General features: G+C 59.4%; 17 protein-coding genes. 9 read left to right on the top strand and 8 right to left on the bottom strand.

Annotated features, from left to right (window positions below):
• Positions 1–172: 172 nt before the first annotated feature.
• From H4I99_RS00470 to H4I99_RS00445, 6 genes are all read right to left on the bottom strand, one after another.
• Positions 173–1,279, bottom strand: coding sequence for a glycosyltransferase family 4 protein (locus H4I99_RS00470; protein WP_163903612.1), 1,107 nt, complete (start codon positions 1,277–1,279; stop codon positions 173–175).
• Between the two features lie 250 nt (positions 1,280–1,529).
• Entirely contained in the window at positions 1,530–2,489 is a 960-nt protein-coding gene (locus H4I99_RS00465; RefSeq protein ID WP_163903610.1) for a glycoside hydrolase family 26 protein, read from the bottom strand.
• A 19-nt stretch (positions 2,490–2,508) separates the two neighbouring features.
• Positions 2,509–3,012: a DUF995 domain-containing protein gene (locus H4I99_RS00460; protein ID WP_163903608.1), complete on the bottom strand. Its 504-nt coding sequence runs from the start codon at positions 3,010–3,012 to the stop codon at positions 2,509–2,511.
• Positions 3,013–3,058: 46 nt separating this feature from the next.
• Positions 3,059–4,936, bottom strand: coding sequence for a glycosyltransferase family 2 protein (locus H4I99_RS00455; protein WP_163903606.1), 1,878 nt, complete (start codon positions 4,934–4,936; stop codon positions 3,059–3,061).
• Positions 4,933–5,916 carry a UDP-glucose 4-epimerase GalE gene (gene galE / locus H4I99_RS00450; RefSeq protein ID WP_163903604.1) on the bottom strand — a complete coding sequence of 328 codons (984 nt, stop codon included), beginning with the start codon at positions 5,914–5,916 and terminating at the stop codon, positions 4,933–4,935. Before galE ends, H4I99_RS00455 begins: the two co-directional genes overlap by 4 nt.
• A gap of 1 nt (position 5,917) precedes the next feature.
• Entirely contained in the window at positions 5,918–6,910 is a 993-nt protein-coding gene (locus tag H4I99_RS00445) for a UDP-glucuronic acid decarboxylase family protein (RefSeq protein ID WP_244624868.1), read from the bottom strand.
• Positions 6,911–7,331: 421 nt separating this feature from the next.
• Here H4I99_RS00445 and H4I99_RS00440 point away from each other — a divergent pair, with 421 nt between their 5' ends.
• Entirely contained in the window at positions 7,332–7,688 is a 357-nt protein-coding gene (locus H4I99_RS00440) for a hypothetical protein (protein WP_163898882.1), read from the top strand.
• An 18-nt stretch (positions 7,689–7,706) separates the two neighbouring features.
• Here H4I99_RS00440 and H4I99_RS00435 read toward each other — a convergent pair whose 3' ends face one another.
• A complete protein-coding gene (locus tag H4I99_RS00435; RefSeq protein ID WP_163903599.1) occupies positions 7,707–8,480 on the bottom strand; it encodes a helix-turn-helix transcriptional regulator in 774 nt (257 codons plus the stop codon).
• A 697-nt stretch (positions 8,481–9,177) separates the two neighbouring features.
• On the opposite strand from H4I99_RS00435, the gene H4I99_RS00430 reads away from it, so the two are divergent.
• The 7 genes from H4I99_RS00430 to H4I99_RS00400 all read left to right on the top strand — a co-directional run bounded on the left by H4I99_RS00430 (position 9,178) and on the right by H4I99_RS00400 (position 20,314).
• A complete protein-coding gene (locus tag H4I99_RS00430; protein WP_163906100.1) occupies positions 9,178–10,179 on the top strand; it encodes a fibrinogen-binding protein in 1,002 nt (333 codons plus the stop codon).
• 141 nt (positions 10,180–10,320) lie between these two features.
• A complete protein-coding gene (locus H4I99_RS00425) occupies positions 10,321–12,366 on the top strand; it encodes a hypothetical protein (protein WP_163903597.1) in 2,046 nt (681 codons plus the stop codon).
• Positions 12,367–12,388: 22 nt separating this feature from the next.
• On the top strand, positions 12,389–14,992 hold the full coding sequence (locus tag H4I99_RS00420; protein WP_425314342.1) for a type I secretion system permease/ATPase: 2,604 nt from the start codon (positions 12,389–12,391) through the stop codon (positions 14,990–14,992).
• Positions 14,993–15,001: 9 nt separating this feature from the next.
• Positions 15,002–16,351, top strand: coding sequence for an HlyD family type I secretion periplasmic adaptor subunit (locus H4I99_RS00415; protein ID WP_163903595.1), 1,350 nt, complete (start codon positions 15,002–15,004; stop codon positions 16,349–16,351).
• A 42-nt stretch (positions 16,352–16,393) separates the two neighbouring features.
• Entirely contained in the window at positions 16,394–16,885 is a 492-nt protein-coding gene (locus tag H4I99_RS00410; RefSeq protein WP_163903593.1) for a hypothetical protein, read from the top strand.
• A 41-nt stretch (positions 16,886–16,926) separates the two neighbouring features.
• On the top strand, positions 16,927–18,555 hold the full coding sequence (locus H4I99_RS00405) for a GNAT family N-acetyltransferase (protein ID WP_163903591.1): 1,629 nt from the start codon (positions 16,927–16,929) through the stop codon (positions 18,553–18,555).
• A 172-nt stretch (positions 18,556–18,727) separates the two neighbouring features.
• Positions 18,728–20,314 carry an MBL fold metallo-hydrolase gene (locus tag H4I99_RS00400; protein ID WP_163903589.1) on the top strand — a complete coding sequence of 529 codons (1,587 nt, stop codon included), beginning with the start codon at positions 18,728–18,730 and terminating at the stop codon, positions 20,312–20,314.
• An 18-nt stretch (positions 20,315–20,332) separates the two neighbouring features.
• On the opposite strand, the gene H4I99_RS00395 is transcribed toward H4I99_RS00400, so the two are convergent.
• On the bottom strand, positions 20,333–20,695 hold the full coding sequence (locus H4I99_RS00395; protein WP_163903587.1) for a YbaN family protein: 363 nt from the start codon (positions 20,693–20,695) through the stop codon (positions 20,333–20,335).
• Between the two features lie 372 nt (positions 20,696–21,067).
• Here H4I99_RS00395 and H4I99_RS00390 point away from each other — a divergent pair, with 372 nt between their 5' ends.
• Positions 21,068–22,321: an NAD(P)/FAD-dependent oxidoreductase gene (locus H4I99_RS00390; RefSeq protein ID WP_163903585.1), complete on the top strand. Its 1,254-nt coding sequence runs from the start codon at positions 21,068–21,070 to the stop codon at positions 22,319–22,321.
• The last annotated feature ends 40 nt before the right edge of the window (positions 22,322–22,361 follow it).

The following is a 22,361-nucleotide window of genomic DNA, read 5'->3' as shown; positions in this document are numbered from 1 at the left end:
ATCATTGGCGACCTGATGCCGAAAACTTGTGCCGCGAGGTGATGCCCACGCGATACAAGCGGGGCGTACTTCAGTTGGCAGGCAAGGCGATGCCTTATGGCGGCTCGCGATAACGTCGCGAGCCACAAGCGAAAGCGCCTGTTCGCGCAACGCGGCGCCTTGAAACGGACGCCTACACAATTTCCCTGTAGAGATTGGCGTAGGCGGTCGTCATGCTCGCAGCACTCATGACACTTTGCGCCCGTTCACTCGCTTTGGAGCCCGCTGCACGACAGAAAACGTCATCGAATAACAAGCGATTCATTGCCGCCGCCAAAGCTGCCGGATCTTGGGGCGGAACGACTATTCCGGTTTCACCATCCTGATTGACGAAACTGGTCCCCGTCCCGATCTCGCAGCTGATCATCGGCTTGCCGAACATCGCGGCTTCCACAAGCGAGAGGCCGTATGCTTCCGACCGCAAGTGGGACGGAAAGACAAAACCACGACAGATCTCCAGCAACGCGGCCTTCGCCGAATCCGGCAGTGCTCCAAGGAAGTGAACGTTCGTTAAGGAGACAGATCCGGCCTTTTCCTGCAGTTCCTGCCGCGTGGGACCATCACCGACGATGACGATATCGGCGTCGACGGCACGCGCCGCATCAAGGAGGATATGAAGTCCCTTATAATAACGAAGGACACCCACGAACAAAAAGAACGGCCTTGCAAAACGGCTACGCCATTTCGCCTTTTCCTCCTCGCTTGCCCGGGGATAGTCGGCAGGGTCGAGACCGATCGGAACAACTGACGTCTTCTCACGATGTCTCTGAAGCACCTCGCTCGTCATGAGATAATTCGGTGACGTAGCCACTATCCTGTCCACATTTGACAGGAAGCGATGCATGAGCGGAGCATAGAGACGTAACAATGTCTTCTGCTTCACGATGTCCGAATGGTAAGTAACGACGGACGGTTTGCCCGGCGGCGACAGCAGATGAACGACATCCATGAACGGCCAGGGGAAGTGGTAGTGAACCACATCTGCGCTGGCGCTGAGTTCACGGAACCTCGAAAAAGCCTCGCGCGAAAAGCCGGTAGATGCGAACTCGAGATCCAGCTTCGCTTTGTAAGCCATATGACCATCGAACTCGCGGGTGTTTTCGACCGGCGAACGGCTGAGAGACAATACATTGGCTTCGATACCGTGAGCGAGACCTCCTTTTGCCAACGCATGGATCGTTCGCTCAACACCGCCGAAAGTGTCCGGCCAGTAGGTCTTGAAGAAATGTAGCACCTTCACCAGTCACAACCTTCCGATGTCCGCTCAAAATGGGTATCGGGTTCGCCCCGTTCAGGCCCAGCGCGTTTAAGGTGGTGCTACTCGATAGGCAACTTGCAGGCAAGTCGATGCCTCGAACTATTCCGGCAGGCGAATGAGCGACAAACAATATTCCAGAACACAAACAGGCCGGAGCAACCACTGCAGTTGCTCCGGCCTTACTCACCGTCCCCCTTTATTCCCCCGACGGCAAGCAGAAAGCGTTTTTCGGTCAGTTGGTCGCCTGGCCCCGGAGCACGCGCCAGTCGGGGCGGCCGAGGTTGAAGGGCCATGCGTGCACATCTCGGTCGTTGAAGTAGACGACCTCGACAAGTGCCGGGAATTCGTCCCGTTTGAGCGTGGCCTCCTGCATCCAGGGCATGATGTAGCTGTCGCTTCCTTCGTAGCCGAATTCTGCGACCCAGACCGGCTTGCCGAAGCCTTCCACCAGATCGTATCCCTGCTTCAGGCTCTGTGGGAAGTTACGAGGCGCGCCATAGGCCCGCTCGTCATATCCCTCGAGACCGAAGACAGAGAGACCTACCAGATCGACATAGTTGTCTCCCGGATAGTAGGGCGTGAGGTTCGGCAAACCCTTCGGCGACCACATGCGATCCGCCTTCGGGGCCTCCCGCCGCAGGATGTCCATCATCCGCCTGTAGGCGGTGATGTAATCCTGCGGCGCCCACCCGGCCCATGAAAAGCGGCCCGAAGTATCTTCCATTTCCTGTCCCCAGCGCACGATGACCGGGCTCTTCATCTGGCCGATCAAGGCGGCGATGGTCTGCATGTTGAGGTCGTAGTCGCCACGCATCACCTTTTCGCGCAACTGTCCCGAGGTCAGGCGCCAGCTGACATCCCACGACCAGGGTTCGATGGTGATGAGCAGGTTGCGGTTCCTCTCCAGCGCATAGGCATCGGCGAGTTTCAGCGAGTCGAGATCGACGTCTTCCCACGGCAGGAAGAGCCCTTCCGTCGAGACGTTGTGCTGGCTTGCGAAATCCCCGTGCGGATCATAGGCGCCGAAGCGGATGCCACCATCGTGGACGACGGGCCTCTTGTCCCGGATGGTCTGGGCCGTTGAATTGGCAAGGCCGCCAATACCCTGCGCTCGTGTCAGTGGATAGGAACCGGCGACGACCAACGACGTGACCGCCGTTGTCAGCAGGGTTCTTCTCTTTATGTTTTTCATCGCATTCCTCCTTCCTTCTTCAATTTGCCGCCAGGTTTTTCTTGAGATCGAGCGCGCGGCTGCTGATCGTGTCGGCAGCAATCAGCCTGCGGAACTCGTCGCTGGTCCGCTCCGATGCATGGCGGAAGACATACCAATGACCAAAGGGATGGCGACGCTGGTAGATCGTATCGCCTATCTTGACGTGACCGAAACAGGTTGCCGCCCGGCCAGCACCATCGCTTGCCGTCCATTTGGCGAAGATGCAGAGCTTGCCGTTGTTATCGACGACCCACCTGCCCTCGCCGAGGGACTGTTTGCCTTTCTCGTCGGTATAGGCGACGAAACGGCGCCCCTTGGCGTCGAAGCGACCTCCGCCTGTGCCCCACACCCAGGTCTTGCCGCTGTAAATCGCGGTCAACTCGGCCGCGCTCAGCGGCTCGACCTTCTTCTGCGAGGTGGCGCTGGTGGCAAAGGCGGCTGGCGGCAAGAACAGGGCTAGCGCCAGGCATGCGATGCCACCAGTCCTCAGGTATTTTTTCATTGTACCCTCCCTTTCTACAAATGCGCACGGGCACTCCGGCCCTGCGCTACGCATTGGGTTCAATTGCATGCGTACTTTCCGGCTGAGCAGCGCCGAAACCGTTCCAGCGCAGATGGAATTTCACCGTTTTCGTCTTGCCGCCGAAGCCGGCGCCGGCAACCGTGAACTGGGTCTTGGTGACACTGAAAACATTCTGCCCATGGGCCAGAGCCTCGAGCGACCCAACACCATGCTGGCCAAGCTCAGCACCGCTGACGCCGACCACAAGCACGCAACTCGCCAAAACGAGCCCGATGCCACGGGAGCGGGTTACAGCGCGGAAGCCGTTCTCGAAGGCGTGTCGCGTAACGATCAGGCCAGCAGCCATCGCATAGACCGCCGCATTGACGCAGACGAAGATGTAGAAACCGCGCGCAGCACCTTCACCCGGTGCAAACGCCATGGCGGCCGCCGAAAAGCCGGCCAGCACGGCATACGGCATGAGAATGCGAACCGGCAGCAGCCGCACTTCCTGCTTGCCCTTGGGCGTGATGCGGAAATCGACGAAGCTGCGGGTGATGCGATCGCGAACGGCGAGCAAGGTTCCGGCAAGCGACCACGGCCAGCGCAACAGGATGAACGCGATACCTTCCCAGCCGAACAGCTTGGCATCATGGGGGCGGTAGGTCCCGCTTCGCCTCCAGAAGATGGCGAGACCGATCAGCACCAGGGAAACCGGTGCGAAATGAATGAGAAAATCCGGATAGCTGACGTTGACGAAGACCTTGCCGGTCAGGAGCGCCACCAGCGGCATCGCAAACATCAGCGCCATGAAGCCGGAAAACAGCGGATACCAGAGCTGCGAGAAGATGAACTGGAACTTCAGCCGCGGCGGCAGCTTGCGGACCATGGGTGCGGAATACTGCAGCAGGAGCGTCGTGAGGCTGCGGGACCACTGGAATTCCTGAACGCAAAGATCGGCGAAGGTTTCCGGCCCGTCGCCATGGGCGATCGCATCGATCGCATGCACGCCGCTCCAGCCGCCGGCATTCATCATCAGCGTGGTCGAATGGTCCTCGGCCAGTTCCGGGCCGAGGCCACCGATCTCACGCAGCGCCTTCGTGCGCACCGCATAGTGCGAACCGATGCAGAGCGGCGCCCAGCCATTGTTGTAGCCCACCTGCAAGGCGCCATGCAGGCTCGCTTCGGCATAGAGCCGTCCGCGCGCAGCCCAGCTCGATGCGGCATTGGCGTCGCAGATGCTCGGTGCGGAAACATAACCGACCGCCGGATCAGAGAAGGGACGGATCACCTCCTGCAGGTAGTCTGGGTCAGGCACATGATCGGCATCGAACTGCGCGACGAAATCGTAACGCTCATAGCCGTAACGATCATAGAAATAGGCGAGATTGCCTTCCTTGCAGCGCGTGCGACGTGGCCATTCGGCGCGGTGGTATTCGGCAACGCCCTTGCGGGTAGAGATGAATATCCCGTGTTCCCCGCACCAGCGTCTGGTTTCGGCCTCCGGATCCTCGTCGGCCAGCCAGATGTCGAAATCGAGGCCGCGCTGCGACAGCATGGCGGAAAGCGTCTTGCGCACGACCTCGAAAGGTTCCGACGGAGCCTTGGTTACGACCATGGCGACGCGACCGCTTGGCAGAGGTACCGAGCGCCGCATGCGCTTCGCATTGAAGAAGATCAGGATGAAATAGGCAGGGATGAGCGATATCCAGGCCATGACGAGCGTGATCAGGGCAAATGGCAGCCAACCGATGACATGCGACGGATCGAACCACCAGATCCAGAAATTGGCGAGCGCCCCGAACCAGCAGAGCATGCCGAAAAGGTAGACGAGCCAGGAGCGCCCAGCGAACACCGGCTCCATCATCTGGCTGCGAGCTTCCTTCCGGGCAACACTTGAGCCAATTCTCGGGACCACGCTCATCGAACAACCTCCAGACCGAAGCTGGGGCTTGCCGTGCGGATGATCGTGTCGATATCCGAAAGGCGCGGCACAAAGCCGAGTTTGATGCGTGCGCTCGCGGTATCCGCGAAGAGCACCGGCGGATCGCCGGGACGGCGCGGCTTGAAGATGACCGGAACCCGCCGACCAGTAACCCGGTCGATTGCCTGCAGGACCTCATCGATCGAGGTGCCCTGGCCGGAACCGAGATTGAGGCGCAGCGTGTCGCCACCATTCGCCAGATGCCGGACGGCGGCGACATGGGCATCGGCCAGATCGCTGACATGGATATAGTCACGAATGCAGGTGCCGTCGTCGGTCGGGTAGTCCTGACCGAAGATCTCCAGCCGATCGAGCTGGCCGGCAGCTGCGAGCAGCGCCCGCGGAATGAGATGCGTCTCCGGCTCATGCCGTTCGGAAAGCTCGCCGTCGGGATCGGCACCCGCAGCGTTAAAGTAACGCAGGGCGACAAAGTTCAGACCATAGGCCTGCGCATAGTCATCGAGCGCCATTTCGAAGATCAGCTTGGTGCGGCCATAAGGGTTGACCGGCTCCTGCACGCTGTCTTCGCGGATCGGCAGCTGCTCGGGAATGCCGTATGTCGCGCAGCTGCTGGAAAATACGATCCTGCCGATGCCTGCCGCGAGGCAGGCATCGAGCAGGCTGAGGCCCGCCGCCACATTGTTACGGTAGTATTTTTGCGGGTTGGTGACGGATTCCCCGACATAGGCATTGGCAGCGCAGTGGATCACGCAGTCCGGCGCGAACCGGTCGAAAGCCGCCCGCAACGCACCGCCATCCGCGATATCGGCCTCGATCAGCGGTCCCCACCGGACCGCATCCGCGTGTCCGGTGGAAAGGTTGTCGTAGGCCACAGGGATGAAACCCGAATGGGAAAGTGCCTTGCAGATATGGCTGCCGATGAAGCCGGCGCCTCCGGTAACGAGAACGGTGCGGGACATCTTACAATGCCTCCGCGGGTTCGCGTCCTTCCGTAGCGGCCTGGCCGATCACGGCATCGAAGTAACGGATGGTCTTTTCCAGTCCGTCCCTCAAGGACACGCGCGGCTGCCAGCCGAGTTCTTCCGCCGCCCGGGAAATATCGGGGCGGCGCTGCTTCGGATCGTCGACAGCAGCTGCAAGATGCACTATGCGCGACCGGGAATTGGTCAGGTCGCGGATCAGTTCGGCGAGTTGGAGAACCGGGATTTCGACCGGATTGCCGAGATTGATAGGTCCGTTGCAGTTAGTGCCGGCGCCGGAGAAGCGCATGAAGGCCTCGATCAGGTCATCGACGTAGCAGAGCGAGCGGGTCTGGTGACCATCGCCGTAAATCGTCATGTCCTGGTTCTGCAGCGCCTGAACGATGAAGTTCGAGACGACACGCCCGTCATCCAGGCGCATGCGCGGTCCATAGGTATTGAAGATACGGCCGACCTTGATATCGACGCCATACTTGCGGTGATAGTCGAAGAACAGCGTCTCGGCGCAACGCTTGCCCTCGTCATAGCATCCTCGCGGCCCGATCGGATTGACGTTGCCGCAATAGCTTTCCTGCTGCGGATGCTGGAGCGGATCGCCATAGACCTCGGAAGTCGATGATTGCACCACGATCGCGCCGTTGCGTCGGGCAAGATCCAGCGCGTTCAGCGCCCCGAGCACGCCGGTCAGCAACGTGCCGACCGGGTCGCGCTGGTAGTCCGGCGGCGAGGCCGGCGAGGCGAAGTTGAATATCAGCGAGGCATCGACGTCATAGGGATCACGTACGTCGTGTTCCATGACGCGGAAACCCGGTTTCGACAGAAGGTGCCGGATATTTTCCCGGCGCCCTGTCGAGAAATCATCGCAACAGATGACGCTGTGACCGGCATCCAGCAGGCGTTCGCAGAGATGCGAACCCAGGAAACCCGCACCGCCATTGACGAGAACCATGCGAGGAAAAGGTTCGGACGACATATCCAAGGAAGGCGAACCATCGGAGAAGAGCTTACGCATTACACACACCCCCAGCCTCGGGATCATGCAAAAAAGATCCCGAACTCGACTCAATGAACAACATACTCCACAAGACTTAGACCAAGTGTACCAAAGTAGAACACATGTCCATTTGGACAATACTCGCTGGTTAAGCTTGCGTTAATACAGATACTGTCCCCATTTTTATTCCGGTCAATCAATATTTTCGCAAAAACCCGATATGATTATACGTAGTACTTTCTGGTTATAATTTGTTAAGCATGACGCTTGATGCCCCGAGACAGGGGCCCTCCCAGAGGCCTCTCCCTGCGCATCGTCAGAAAATGCTAATACACGCCTGTCAAAATGGCCCCGAATCGGTCACATTGATCATCAATGCGACCTACGGCGGAAGAGACACATGCGGGGATACGTGAAGGCGGGCAGCGAAAGCTCAAGCGGAATGCCCTGGCTCAGCATGGCAGGCTTGATTACGCTTGCGGCATTGTCGCTTGAATCCTGCTCCGTTGCAGACGCAGAGCTGGCGACCAACGGGGCCCTACCGAGCAAACAACACGAAGAAACGATAGGCAAAACGCGACCGGACAATACGGAATACGGCTACAGCAACGCCGATGAAATGAGCAAGGCCAGTGCCGACAAGGATACGATCGCGGCGCCGCAAGCCCGGGAGACGAAGACCGCCTACCTGGGCTCTGCGCCATATATATGCTCCGCCAGCGGCTTCGGTCAGAAGTCGCGCTGCTTCCTTCGTTGAGGCCGCTTCAAGGCATCGTTAGTTCTGCCGTTTGCCCTGACCGTTGCTCGCTCTGTCGTTGTTGAAGAAGCGCGAGGCCGCCTCGGTGCGGTTGCGCACATGCATCTTCTTGTAAATGTTGCGTATGTGAACCTTCACGGTGTTTTCCGAAAGGTTCAGCCGGTCAGCGATGATCTTGTTCTGCGTACCCTCGCAGATGAGATCGAGGATCTGCACTTCTCTCGTGGTAAGAGCCGCCATATCCCCGTTCGGGAGAGTGAGGGTATTCGACCTTGCTGCCGTGACAAGGCCGCTTTCATACGAAGCCTCGACAAGGGGGGCATCGCTGCTCAACCGCTGCAGCAGAGATGAAGGGAAGTGCTCCCCACCCTTCGCAAGCAGGTCGACCGCCGCCAGAAACACATCAAGCCGCAGGTTGAGCGGCAAAATCCCATCAATTGTGCGGGCTTCGGCGAGATTGCGGTAATAGGCGTCCAATGGCCCCACGCCGTCGACAACGATACCGATCGATGCCCCGTCCTCGTTGCGCCGCAGCCTCAGAAGTGCGTTCTGTATATCTGCGGAGGAAAGACGATAAAGCAAGATCAAACTTGCGCCATTCTCTTCATTTTCGCTTACATCCCGCATTGTCGGGCGAACGATAATGTCATGATTTGGGAATTTTCTGGAAAGGACCTCGGCCAGGCATTCAGCCAAAAGATCCTGCCTTGCGATCATAAGTATAGAATTACCCTGAACTACCCCTGGCATATGGCGTGCGGGGTCACTTATATGTGACTCACTCATAAACATACATGCCTCCCCTTGGCGTTAGCTTACTCGTTACATGTAGATCCGCGGGGGAGCCGCATTTGGCCCCCAATCCCTTTCATTGATTTAATTATTAGTTAATTATGTTAGTTCGAAAAGCAGGGGTTGGAAATGATCATTTTGGGTTATTCGGCGTCAAAAAAACCACAAACCCGGGCATATCGCGACTTTTTTAGGCACACTCGAACATTTTCCACACATTTTCTCTCCTCCGCAATTTGTGCTTCCTCCCTTGGTTTTTACTGATTTTTTCGGAGCGGCAAAAATGTTTCCCAAAGGTATATCCAGGGCCAAGTCCCGAAACTGAAAGTATTTTCAGGCTTCCATCAGCACTCATGACTAATCCGATTTTGTAGCTATGAACGGCTACCATTTTCCTGTTGAGTTTATGTGTCAGAAGAGGACGGACGTGGTCTTCATAGTAATTCTGTTCGACGTAGAGATCATTTCAACCCGCTGATCAATAAAGCCATCTAAAAAATTGGCCCGTTGTGCTTCTGCACTTCGGAAAAAGGGAGAGTGCGTCTTGAGGGACCAATAGACCCTCAAAACGAATAAGCCTCCGCAGATGATTTCGTGAATTGTACGTCTGCGGTCAACAACAATACGGAGCAAGCGCGAAACAGGTCCCATTTGAGATGAGAGGGATTTTCGAATGCTGCTCCATTTTTTTGGAGGAATGGAAATGTCTTACGGCTATAACCCGCAGGGTGACGAGACCAATGTCGGCGCTCTGGCTGACGGCTTTGCCAACAGCGCGATCAACTCCACGGAAGTGGATGACGGTTCGACTGGCTATGTCGGCGGTGTAGCGAATGGCGACAACCGCGAAAATAGCGAGATCAACACGGATAACAGCATCGACGTGGATCTCGACTCTAAGATCGACGTCGATGTCGCGACCGACAACGGCAACAATCGCGACAACGAATATGACTGGAGCTACGACAGCAAGTCCTATTCCAATACCGAGACCGATACCGACATCAAGACGATCACGGACAACGACACCACGACGGTGACGGACAGCTACAACACTTCCGAATATGACTGGAGCTATGACAGCAAGTCCTACTCCAACACGGAAACCGACATCGATACCGACATCAAGACGGTCACCGAAACAGACACCGATATCAAGACGACGACCGACAGCTTCAACATTTCCACGAGCGACAGCTTCAACTCGGCCGACAATGATTTCGGCCAGCTCGACAACGTGCACGACTTCGGTAATCTCGGTATCGCCGGCGGCGACCTGACCTTCGAGATCGGTGACGACTTCTCATTCACGCTCAATGTCGACAACATCCTGAACGACTCGCTCAATGGCGCGGGCAACGACAGCGGCTTCAATGCGGTCCAGGCAAGCCACCTCGCCGACCAGGACACGGCGTGGGAAGTGCGTATGGAAAACGGCGGAGCGCAGAACTATCTGAGCGCGAATGGCGGCACAGCCAACGGAAGCGAAGGTATGGATCTCGATGCCAAGGGCTGGGATCTTTCGGCTGGCGACGACGTTTCCAGTGCGAGCACCGCCGATGCTTCGGCGATCCTTGCCAATTCTGGCTTCCACTTCGAGTTCGTCCAGGGCGCGAACCTGCTGAGCAACACCATCGACAGCAGCGTCATAGGGGGCGACTCCTATGTCACCCATACCGGCGAGGATACCGGCGCCTGATAGTTCCCTCCCCAAGGCAAAAGGGACTGCACCGGCCGCGCCGGTGCAGTCCAGCGGCTTGAGGCTGCGTCAGCGAAGACGGCAAAGTGACGGACATTTCCGTGTTTCATGGTCGTCTCCCGCATGGGCAGGGAGGTGGATATGCAGATCGACAGGATTTCCGAAATCATCGCCCACTTTATCGGGCATTTTGACAGCGTTATGGACGAGGCGCGGCTGCGTATCGGCTATACGGGCGGTCAGGTGCATGACAATGCTCCTGCGCCCAGCGAGGAACTCGAAGCGCTGGATCCCAAATTCGCTTCCGACCTCGCACTAAAAGACTATGTTCCAGGCGTCGAATACCAGGACAACGGCGTTAAGCACTTCGATGTCGGGGGACGAGCCTATTTCGATCCGCTATCGACACAGGAGCTCAGGGATCTCGACGAAGGCTTCGGGGGCGGTTTCAGACTTCCGCGCATGGGCGTGAGCGAGCCGAACATCCCGATAGAACCCGATGAACGCCTCTTGGTCCATCCGGGGCCGGGGTCGGCGATCTCGCATATGGCGCAGATCAATCTGCTTTTCGACGACGACTACCTGAACATGACCAGCGACTATCACGCGAAGCTGGATACCAGCTACGTCGTCGAGCGACTGGCGGAATTCGCGACCGACGCAGTGCGCTTCACGCCCTTTTCCGATCTCGACCGCACCGACGCCTACGAAAGCCTGCAGAAGATCGCGCAGGAGGTTCATGACTACAAAGAGGATCTGGTTTCCAATAATACCACATCGATCGGCGAGGACGCCGAGGTGAACTTCGTGCTGGCCGGGGACGAAATCCACGGTACCTATGTCAACGGAGTGATCACGCAAGAAGCGCCCTCCCTCAACGATTTCATGCCGGATCGCGGACTGGCGGAGCCGGAAGACGATCCGCAGAAGAGCGAAACGCCGCTCGAACAGCCGGGACCCCAGAACACGCTCGACATCACTGCGGGCGCCAATGTCGTTGCCAACATCGCCAGCTTCACCACGACGGGCGTGATTACCCCCGTCATGAGCGTAATGGGCAACTACCACCAGATCGATGTGATCACGCAGGCCTATGTCTACAGCGACAACGATACCAACGCCTTTGCCCAAAAAGGATGCGGCAATGGATGGGATGGCGAAAACAGCAGCCATGCGCCGACCGTCGCAGCGAACATCGCCACATTCGACCGAACCGAATTCGGCGGCACCGGAGCCGACAGCCAGGCGGCGCCGGATCAGGATCCCACCTATCCTTCGGACTGGCGCGTCAGCGTCATCGATGGGGACGTCTGTTTCGTACAATGGATCGAGCAGTACAACTTCGTCACCGACAACGACCAAATGGTCGTCACCACGACCGGTTATGAGACCACCGTACTGATCGGCGGCAATGCCGCGTTCAACATCACTGCCTATCTCGGGCTTGGCCAGCAATATGACCTGGTGATCGTCGGCGGCAATGTGCTCGACATGAACATCATCAGCCAGCTGGCTGTTCTCTATGACAACGACACGATTACCGGCGAAGCGGGCGGCACCGACAACGTGAATACCCAGACGGGGAACAACCTTCTGTGGAACGAGGCTTCGATCCACAACGTCGGCAGCAACGATCGTTTCGAGGCAATGCCCGACTATATGCAGCAGGCCCAGCAGAACATTCAACACGGCGATCCGAACATGCCGGAAACGCTAGGAACCGACCCCAATTTCGTCGGTCACGAATGGCTGAACGTTCTCTACATCACCGGCAACCTCTACGATATCACCTACATCAAGCAGGTGAGCATTCTCGGCGATTCCGATCATGTCACGCAGGCCGCGTCGGATTATCTCGCCAACACCCAGACCGCCAACATCACGATAGACACCGGCAGCAACGCGATCATCAACATCGCCGAGATCGTCGACTACGACAGCTTCGGCGGTTCGACCTATGTGGCGGGCCAGACGTATTCCGATGCCATCCTGATCCAGGGAGGACTCGTGGAAGACGACCACACACAACCGCAACCGACGAACAACCAGCTTGCCAACGAAGTCATCGCCTTTCTCGACAATGATCCCGCGCCCCCCAACACGGATGACATTGTCTTCAATTCGGCAGACGACCTCGGTGGACCTCATGCAAGTCCTGCGGACGTGATGCAAACAATGATCGCCTGAAGGACGATCTGGGGGGAGACACATGAACCACGTATCAAAGGACGAATTGTCGAGAAGCAAGGCAATCGACCTGGAGCCGCAGAACCTGTCCGGACCGCCGTCCGGCGACGGCTCCGCAGACCCGGCGAGCACAGGCATTTCGGCGATCGACAATGTGATCGGAGACCTGAAGAGGCTGACCGATTCAGCGTCGAAACTCGTGGATAATTCAGGCGACACACGGCCTGCCGACGGCAGAACGCCGGACGAAAGCAGAGAAGACAAAGTTCGCGTCGTTCCGCCACCACAGATGCCGAAAACACAGGCCGTCCGGATCGGCCCGCCTGTCCAGCCACGCCCCGCCCTCGATCGGTCCGGTACAGGGAGAATGCCAGGCCTTATCCCGGCGTCTGTGCTGGCGTCTCGGGAGCCGAAGCCCGGCACCCCGACGATCGAAGACGTAATCGAGAACCTGAGACGCCTCGACAACGCCGCATCGCAATCTTCGATGCGCCGAGGCGTCGCCACAGAGGCCGCAGTCGCGCAACCGAAAGGTCCCACCTCCAGGGGATCGCAGGCAAACGCTCAAGCGGCGCCGCCGAATGTCGCGGCTGCGGCGCCAAACGGGTCCGCCGGACGGGCGGCCGCCCCAGCCCAAAACAATAACAAGAGCGGGGCGGCCGTCGCGTCGGAGGCTGCGGCAAAGCCGGCAGTAAATACCGAGACGGTGGCAAGACGCGACCAGCCTGTCCGGGAAATCGACATCACACCGGTTCCGGACACGCCATTCGGAAAGACAATCGAAAACGACCGGGGGCCGATCCGCAATAACGAACGACGTCCCTCCGACGGTAGCGGCGGTGGCGGCAAGGACTCTGACGACAAGGGCAATGGCGGCGGTGGAAATGGTGGCCAAGCCGGCTTCCACAAACGCAGCGGCCCGGTGAACTTCGCCGCGAGCCTGGCCAAGGGTATCGCCGCCGTGAGGCGCAACATGATGATTGTGATGGTTTTCACCATTGCCATCAACGTGCTGTTGCTCGCCATTCCGCTCTATCTCTTCCAGATCTCGGACCGGGTTCTCACCAGTCGGTCGATGGACACGCTGATCATGCTGACCATAGCGGTCGTGGGCGCCGTCCTGCTTCAAGCCTTTCTCGATGCGATCAGGCGTTTCATCCTGATGCGCACGGCGGTCGAACTGGAGGTACAACTCGGCGCTCCCATTCTCAGTGCCGCGGCGAGAGCCTCGCTGCACGGCACAGGCAAGGACTACCAGATCCTGCAGGACCTGCAGCAACTTCGCGGCTTCCTGACGTCAGGCACACTGATCGCTTTCCTCGACGCGCCGTTGATGCCGCTCTTCGTGCTGGTGGTCTATCTCGTTCACCCGCATCTCGGGCTCATCATTCTCACGTGCTGCGCCGTGCTGTTCTTCATCGCCTTCCTCAACCAGCGGTTCACGGCTCGTCATTTCGCCGAGGCCAACGGCTTTGCCGGCCGTGCGAATTTTCATCTCGAATCCATGTCGCGCAATTCGCAGATCATCAATGCGCTCGCCATGATCCCGGAAGCGGTGCGGATGTGGGGCCAGGAGACAGCGGGCTCGCTCAAAGCCCATGTCGCGGCCCAGGACAGAAACATCATGTTCGCCGGCCTCTCCAAGGGCTGCCGCATGATCACGCAAATCGCCCTTCTCGGCTGGGGGGCTCATCTTTCGCTTTCGGGGCAACTGACCGGCGGGATGGTGATCGCCGCATCGATCATCTCCGGCCGGGCTCTTGCCCCGATCGAAGGTGCAATCGAGGGCTGGAACCAGTTCAACAAGTCGGCCTCGGCTTATGGCCGCATCAAGCAGTTGCTAGTGAATTCACCACTGAATTTCCCGCGACTTCGCCTGCCCAATCCCGAGGGGCGGCTCGACGTGGAGCGCATTCTCTTCGTGCCCCCGCCGCAGAAAAAGGTGATCCTCAACGGCATCTCCTTCTCGCTTCGCAAGGGTGAATCGCTCGCCATCATCGGCAATTCCGGTTCCGGCAAGACGACGCTCGGCAAGATGCTGGTCGGCTCCATTCTGCCGACATCGGGCAATGTGCGCCTCGACCTGATGGACCTGCGCAACTGGGACCAGCGGCAGTTCGGCGAAAGCATCGGTTACCTACCCCAGGACGTGCAACTCTTCCCTGGGACCATCAAGGCCAATATCAGCCGCATGCGCGACGACGTCGAGGACCGGCAGATCTTTGAGGCGGCAAAGCTTGCCGATGTACACGAACTGATCGCCGGCTTCCCACAGGGGTATGAAACCGTGGTGGCGGCCGATGGCGCACCGCTTTCGGGCGGCCAGAAACAGCGCATCGCGCTTGCACGCGCCTTCTTCGGCGATCCGAAGTTCGTAGTGCTCGACGAGCCGAACTCCAATCTCGACACGCTTGGGGAGACCGCGCTTGCACGCGCCCTCATCCACGCGAAAAAGCAGGGTATCACCACTGTGACGATCACCCAGCGCCCTGCCCTCCTGCAGGTGGTCGACAAGATCCTCGTGCTCAAGGACGGATCGGTCGCCATGTTCGGCGAACGCGCGGACGTCCTGAAGGCACTGAGCAATAGTGCCGGCGCAGAGGCCCCGCGCCTCGACAAAAAGTGAGTGAGTACCATGGCACGCAGCGTTACAGTGAAAAGAGAAGCTGGCCCGGTCGAGTGGTACAACGAAGTGCCACGTTCGATCCGGCGCCATACGGTGGTCGGCCTGGCCGTTCTGTTCAGCACCTTCGGCGGTTTCGGCTTCTGGGCGGCGACCGCGCCGCTGGCGTCCGCGATCATCGCGCAGGGTAGTTTCGTCGCGACGGGTAACAACAAGATCGTTCAGCACCTCGAAGGCGGCATCATCAGGGAAATGAAGGTCAGCGAAGGCGAGATGGTCAAGGAAGGCCAGGTGCTTCTGACGCTTGATCCAACTGCCGCGCTCGCAGACGAACGGGCCTTGAAGCTCCGACGTCTCAGGCTGGAAGCCGTGGTCGCGCGTCTCAGGGCGGAAGCCGACGGCAACAAGCAGTTGAACCTTCCCGATATCGTCATGAAGGAAGCGAGCGATCCCGAGGTCAATGCCATCATCGAGAGCCAGAACGTCATCTTCCACAGCAAGCAGGTCAAACTGGAGGAGCAGCTTAACCTCATTCAGAAGAACATCGTCTCACTGGAGTTCCGCTTCGCAGGATACCAGGGCCAGAAGGAATCCTTCGAAAAGCAGATCGCTCTTTTGACCGAGGAACGCGATTCCAAGGCCAAGCTCGTCAAGGTCGGCTACCTGCGCAAGATGGACCTGCTCGCCATGGAACGGGCCATTGCCGACGCGCTCGGCGACCTCGCCCGTCTCGAAGGCGAACTCAACGAGAACCGCGCGCAGATCGCCAAATACCAGCAGGAAGCCGTGATCGCGATCAACTCCAACAAGCAGGCCGCGCTCGACGCGCTTGAAACGGCTGAATCCGATCTCGACAGCGTTCGCGAGCAGATGACGGAGGCCGCAGGCGTGCTCGAACGCACGGTCATCCGCTCGCCTGTCACCGGTACCGTCGTACGCTCCTATTACCACACTGCCGGTGGCGTCATCACCACAGGAAAGCCGATCATGGAAATCCTGCCCGCCGGGGTTCCCCTGATCATCGAGGCGCAGGTATTGCGTACCTCGATCGATCAGCTTCGCGAAGGGCAGACCGCAGCAATCAGGCTTTCGGCGCTCAATCGCCGCACCACACCCGTGCTGACAGGCAAAGTGTTCTACGTCTCTGCGGATTCGATCGAAGAAGGCACGGTGGGCGCCCAGAGGGACGTCTACATCGTCCGAGTGGAACTACCGAAGGAAGAACTGGCGCTGGTGCATGGCTTCCACCCCGTTCCGGGCATGCCGGCCGACGTGCTGATCCAGACATCGGAGCGGACGTTCTTCGAATATCTTTCGAAGCCGATCAGCGACAGCATGTCTCGTGCATTCAAGGAGTTGTGACTGGGCAGGCAATCTCAAAACAGGCCAGAAGGGTAACGCGCAATGGGAAACATGCCGGATGTTTTGTTGGGAGTCGGCCGGCTGAATTACGTCTGGACCAATACGGAAAGTCTGCTGATCTATGTCATCGCCCACCTTCTGGCCGTCGACAAGGAAGCGGCGATCATCGTTTTCCTGACGCTCAATACCACAAGGGCCAGGATCGATCTCGTGGAACGGCTCGCCAAGCGTCGCTCCACCCCGAAAGCCGACCGAGAAGCCGTGTTGTTCGCCATGGCGCGGCTCAAAAAGGAAGCCAAGGTCCGCAACAAGTACAATCACAGCATCTATTCATTCGACGAGAGCGGTGACATCTCCAGCACCCAGCTCATGCGGCTTGTCGAGACAGACAGCGAGATCCGCTACGGCAAGGTCGAGCAGATGGACGAAAAGGAGATGCGGCAGCTCGAAAGCTCGATCGCGGAAATCACCGATATCAGCAAATCGCTCTGGGCTTTCATTCACAAGAGCCCGCATCTGGCCAAGGAGATCTGAGGCTGAGCTTCCAAAAGTTATGTGTTGAAGGGGGAAATGCGGTGCGGATAGACATCATCGATACAGTGGAGGCCTTCGCGGCCGTTCGCCGGAACTGGGACGAGGTGTTCATGGCGGACCCGGATGCCCAGCACTTCCTCTCCTGGACATGGCTGAACCGCTATCTCTCTCATCGCCGACGCTGGTTCATCCTGGCTCTCAGGAAAAGCGAACCCGGTTCTCCCTATCTCGCCTTCTTTCCCCTGCGTCTGCAGACGAAGGCCAATGCCGACGGTATCTTCACCGACGAGATCATCATGGCCGGCAATTTCGCCGCCGACTACACCGGCTTCATCACCCTGCCGGACTACGAGCAGCAGGCCATTACGGGCTTTGCCGCCTATCTCAGACAGGAGCGGTGGACCCAGATCAAGCTCGACTATTTCAGCGGCCCGCCCGGCCGGAGCGAAGCGCTGACCCGGGCGCTGCAGGGACCGGAGGTGATGTTCCGCAATAACGTGCCGCGCAACGAACAGCAGATCGACAACACCATCTGTCCGGTCATCCATCTGCCCGACAGCTGGGACGGCTATCTGGAACAGCACATGAGCGGCCAGACCCGACAGAAACTCAGGCGCTTCCTGCGTAAGGTCGAGGGTGGGGACGAATATCGCATCACCATGGCGACACCGGAAACGATAGAGCGCGACCTCGATATCCTCTTCGGCTTCTGGAGAGTGCGGTGGACGCCGATCAAGGGAGAAGGAAACGCCGAAAAGATGATCCGCGCATCCCGTGAAGTGCTGATGGATTGTTTTGCCGACGGCAATCTCGACGTGCCGGTGCTCTGGCACGGCGAACGCCCGCTCGGGGTTCTCGCCAACATCATCGACCGTCAGAAGAAAGCTGTCCTGTTCTATATCACCGGCCGCGACGAGACATGGACTACGCCCTCGCCCGGTCTCGTGCTGCACGGCTATTGCATCCGGAAGGCGATCTCGGAAGGCTTTCGCACCTACGACTTCCTGCGCGGCAACGAACCCTACAAATACATGTTCGGTGTCAAGGAACGGCAGATCTCCTGCACGCTTTTCCGGACCCGAAACGGTCTCAATCTCGGCGGCCTCATCAACCCGCGCAGTGTGCGTTTCGTCTATGAGCGCGCGCTCGACCTCTATCATTCCGGCAAGAAACCCGAGGCGGAAATGGCCTTTCGCCAGGTTCTGGCTGCGATGCCCGATCATCGCGGCGCGGAGTTCGGCCTTGCCAACCTGCTTTTCGAACGCGGTGAAATGAGCGCGGCCGAGGCTTCCTACCGCGCCCTCATTCCGCGGCTTGCCGATCCCGTACCGGTGCTTTTGAGGCTTGGAGACGTGCACCTCGCTACCCGGCGCTACGGCCAGGCCATTCAAACATTGCGGAAGCTCTGCAAACTTGCCCCGCACCATGTCGAGGGCCGCTACAAGCTGGGCGTTGCATTGTTGGCGGGACAACGCTTGCGGGAAGCTGCCACTGTTCTCGCAGAAGCCGGCCGCGTTCATTCCGACGACCGAGCCAAGAAATTCTATGCGCAAAAGGCGCGTGATGCCCTGTCGCGCATTGCCTTCACGCTCGATCCCCGTCCGGATTCTGCCTTCTATCCGGACCTTGCATCCTTCGGCGGAGGCCCTGACATCCCGCACCTTCATTGAACGATGGTGGGCTGCGACCGTAGATCGCGGATGGAAGTGCAGGGGTTGACGCAACCGGACGTTTCCGGAGATGACTTGTCATGCGGCGGCGACACGCCGCCATCGCAGCGAACGACTGGCTGGATAGTGGATCTGCGATGCCCATGCCTGCCGGCCGCTGGATACCGAACCGATGACTTCCGCTCCCATCATCCGCTTCCATGGCGCCTCCGGCACGGTGACCGGCTCCTGCTTCCTCGTCGAAAACGGCGGTACGCGCGTGCTCGTCGATTGCGGCATGTTCCAGGGATCGAAGAGCGAGAAGGAACTGAATTATCGATCCTTTCCGTTCGAGCCGACCTCCATCGAGGCGGTGATCCTGACCCATGCCCATATCGATCATTCGGGACTGCTGCCAAAGCTCGCCAAGGTCGGCTATGACGGACCGATCTTCGCCACCCGCGGCACGATCGATCTTTGCTCGGTGATGCTGCCGGATTCCGCCCATATCCAGGAAAGCGAAGTCGAGCAACTCAACCGCCGCAACCAGCGTCGCGGCCGCGATACAGTGGAGCCGATCTATACGGCGGAGGATGCCGCGCGCGCCGTCACCCTGATGCGCACGGTCGAACTGGAACGCTGGCAGCAGGCAGCAGAGGGGATACGCTTCCGGTTCTGGAATGCCGGCCATCTGCTCGGCTCGGCGTCCGTCGAAATGGAGATCGACACGCCCGCCAAACAGCTGCGCGTGCTCTTTTCCGGCGACATCGGCCCGAGCCACAAGCTTCTGCAATTCGACCCGGAGGCGCCTGATGGTTTCGACTACGTCATCTGCGAAAGTACCTATGGCGATACCGATCGTGACGATGTTTCCGACCAGACCCGGCGGGCGGCGCTCAAGGCGGAGGTGAAAGCGGCCACCAACATCAACGGGGCGTTGCTGATCCCCTCCTTTGCAGTCGAACGCACGCAGGAACTGCTGGCCGATCTCGTCTACCTGATGAAGACCGGCGATATCCCCACCTGCCCGATCGTGATCGACTCGCCGCTCGCCACGCGGGCAAGCGAGATCTTCCGCCGTCATGCCCGTGAACTGGAGAACGGCCAGATGCTGGCAGAGGCCATGGAGGCGCGCAATGTGCGCTTTACGGAAACGGTCGAGCAGTCAAAGGCCATCGACCACATGCACGGCTTCCACATCGTGATCGCCGCAAGCGGCATGTGTGACGCGGGACGTATCCGACACCGGCTGAAGAACTGGCTCTGGCGCGAAGAGGCCACCGTGCTGCTGGTCGGTTATCAGGCTGCCGGAACGCTCGGACGCATTCTCGAGGACGGCGCGCAGACGGTGCGCATCCAGGGGGATGAGATCACCGTCCGTGCCCGCATTCGCCGCCTCGACATATATAGCGGCCACGCCGATGGCCCCGAACTTGCCGCCTGGGTGAAGGAACGGCTGCCAATCACGTCAGGCGTCTTCCTCGTGCATGGAGAAGAGGCGGCGCTTGCCGGGCTCGGGGAACGTCTCTCGGCCTTCCTGCCGCTGGAGCGGATCTTCATCCCGCGCCTCGACAGCGCCTTCGAAATGACAGCCGGAGGACCAACCGACATTTCCGAGATCAGGGCGCCGCGCATCGATCCCGCCCGGCCCGGCCACAAGGACTGGCATAACGACCTGCAGTCGCTGGTGCTCGACCTTCAGGACGAACTCAAGCGCGCCGGAGACGACAAGGCGCGCGGCGTCATCCTCCGGCGGCTTCGGCGAGCGCTGAGCGAATAACGGACGAAGAACCTCCACTCATTGCGCGGGCGATGGGCGGGAGAGGACGAAGGTGGCGCAAGCGACGAGAATGGCACCGACCAGAACCTTCAGCCAGAGCTGCGGCGGGCCGCCGAACCAGACGATGGCATAGCTCGCCGTCATCAGCGAAACGGAGGCGATCTTGGCGTTGCGCGAGATCGCGCCCTCCCGCCGCCAGTCGGTCAGCGGCTTGCCGTATTTCGGATGTTCGAGCAGCCAGCGCTCGAAACGAGGCGACGACCGGGCAAAGAGCCCGGCGGCGAGGATCATGAAGGGGGTCGTCGGCAGGACCGGCAGGAAAACGCCCACGATGCCGATTGCCACCATTAGCCACGCGAGCCCCAGTATCAAGATCCGCATCGCTGACCTCCCCTTCTGTTTGATGCCAAGCTCGGTGCGAGAAGATACCGAAGGCTCTGCTGTGGCGACATGCGATAAAGCAAGAAATGAGGCACAGCGGAACAAATCACAAGATTACGGCGCGCTTTGGCTTCTGTTTGAAATGGTCGGCCGGCTTTGTCTGCCCTAGGGGCCGGTGCTTATGGACTTCCGGTTCGTAAGCACCTTCGGAAAGGCGTTCGCGTTGCCGGCTCCTTTTTCCTTTGGCGCCGTACGTTCCAGATTTGCAACGGTTCGGCCGATTTCACGAAATGTGGCGATTTTTCGTTTGCGCCGCACCAAGGCGGGTAGCATCTTCCGGTTTCATCATCATCGAAATGGAATTCAGGTAACATGTCTGCAGATACCATCGTGCTCGGCGCCGGCATCATCGGCGTCTCCACCGCCATCCATCTGGCGCGTCGCGGAAGGTCGGTGGTGCTGGTGGACCGCCGCGGCGCAGGCGAGGAAACCTCCTTCGGCAATGCCGGGCTGATCCAGCGTGAAGGCGTCGTGCCCTATGGTTTTCCGCAGGAAGTCGCCACGCTGGTGCGTTACGGCCTCAACAACCGCATCGATGCGCATTACCATCTGCGCGCCATGCCGAAGCTCGTGCCCTTCCTGTCGCGCTACTGGTGGCATTCAAACAAAGTGCGCCATAATGCCATTGCCCGCGCCTATGCGCCGCTCATCGAAAACTCGATCAGCGAGCACAATGACCTGATCGAGGCAGCCGGCGCGGAGCATCTGATCCGCAAGAACGGCTGGATGGAAATCTTCCGCACCAGCGCCAAGCGGGATACGGAATATGCCGAGGCGGAGCGGCTTGGCCGCGAATACGGCGTGAAGTTCGAGGAACTCTCCGCCGCCGATCTGGCGAAGGAGGAGCCCGACCTGAGGGGCGAATTCACCGGTGCGCTGAAGTGGTCCGATCCGTGGTCGGTCCTCGACCCGCACGGCCTGACCACGGCCTATCTCAAATATTTCGAAAGCCTCGGCGGGCGTTTCGTCAAGGGCGACGCCACCACGCTTGCCCGGAAGTCCGGGGGCAAAGGCTGGCAGGTGAAAACCGATAACGGTCTCGTCGAAGGCGGTGAAGTCGTGCTGGCGCTCGGCCCATGGTCCGAGGACGTGACCCGGAAGCTCGGCTACAGCTTCCTTGTCGGCGTCAAGCGCGGCTACCACATGCATTACGCACCGGCCGGCAAGGCTAAGCTCAACAACTGGACGATGGATAACGAGCGCGGCTATTTCCTCGCCCCGATGAACAAGGGCATCCGCCTGACCACCGGCGCCGAATTCGCCTTCCGCGATGCGCAGAAGTCGCCTGTGCAGATCGAACGCGCCGAAAAGATCGCCCGTTCGATCTTCCCGCTGGCCGAGCGGCTCGATCCGGAGCCGTGGATGGGCGCACGCCCCTGCACGCCCGACATGATGCCGATTATCGGCAAGGCTCCGCGCCATGACGGCCTGTGGTTTGCCTTCGGCCATGCCCATCACGGCTTGACACTCGGGCCGGTGACCGGCCGCCTGATCGCCGAAGCGATGACCGGTGAGAAGCCGTTCATCGACATCAGCGCATGGCGGCCCGAACGCTTCAACCCTTGAGAATTATGCACGTTTTTTCGGCGGCGCACAAAAGCGCCGC

It is taken from the genome of Paenirhizobium daejeonense (assembly GCF_014280875.1).
Taxonomy (GTDB): Bacteria; Pseudomonadota; Alphaproteobacteria; order Rhizobiales; family Rhizobiaceae; genus Allorhizobium; species Allorhizobium daejeonense.
The sequence above is the reverse complement of the archived record's forward strand: the minus strand, read 5'-3'. Positions and strand labels throughout refer to the sequence as shown.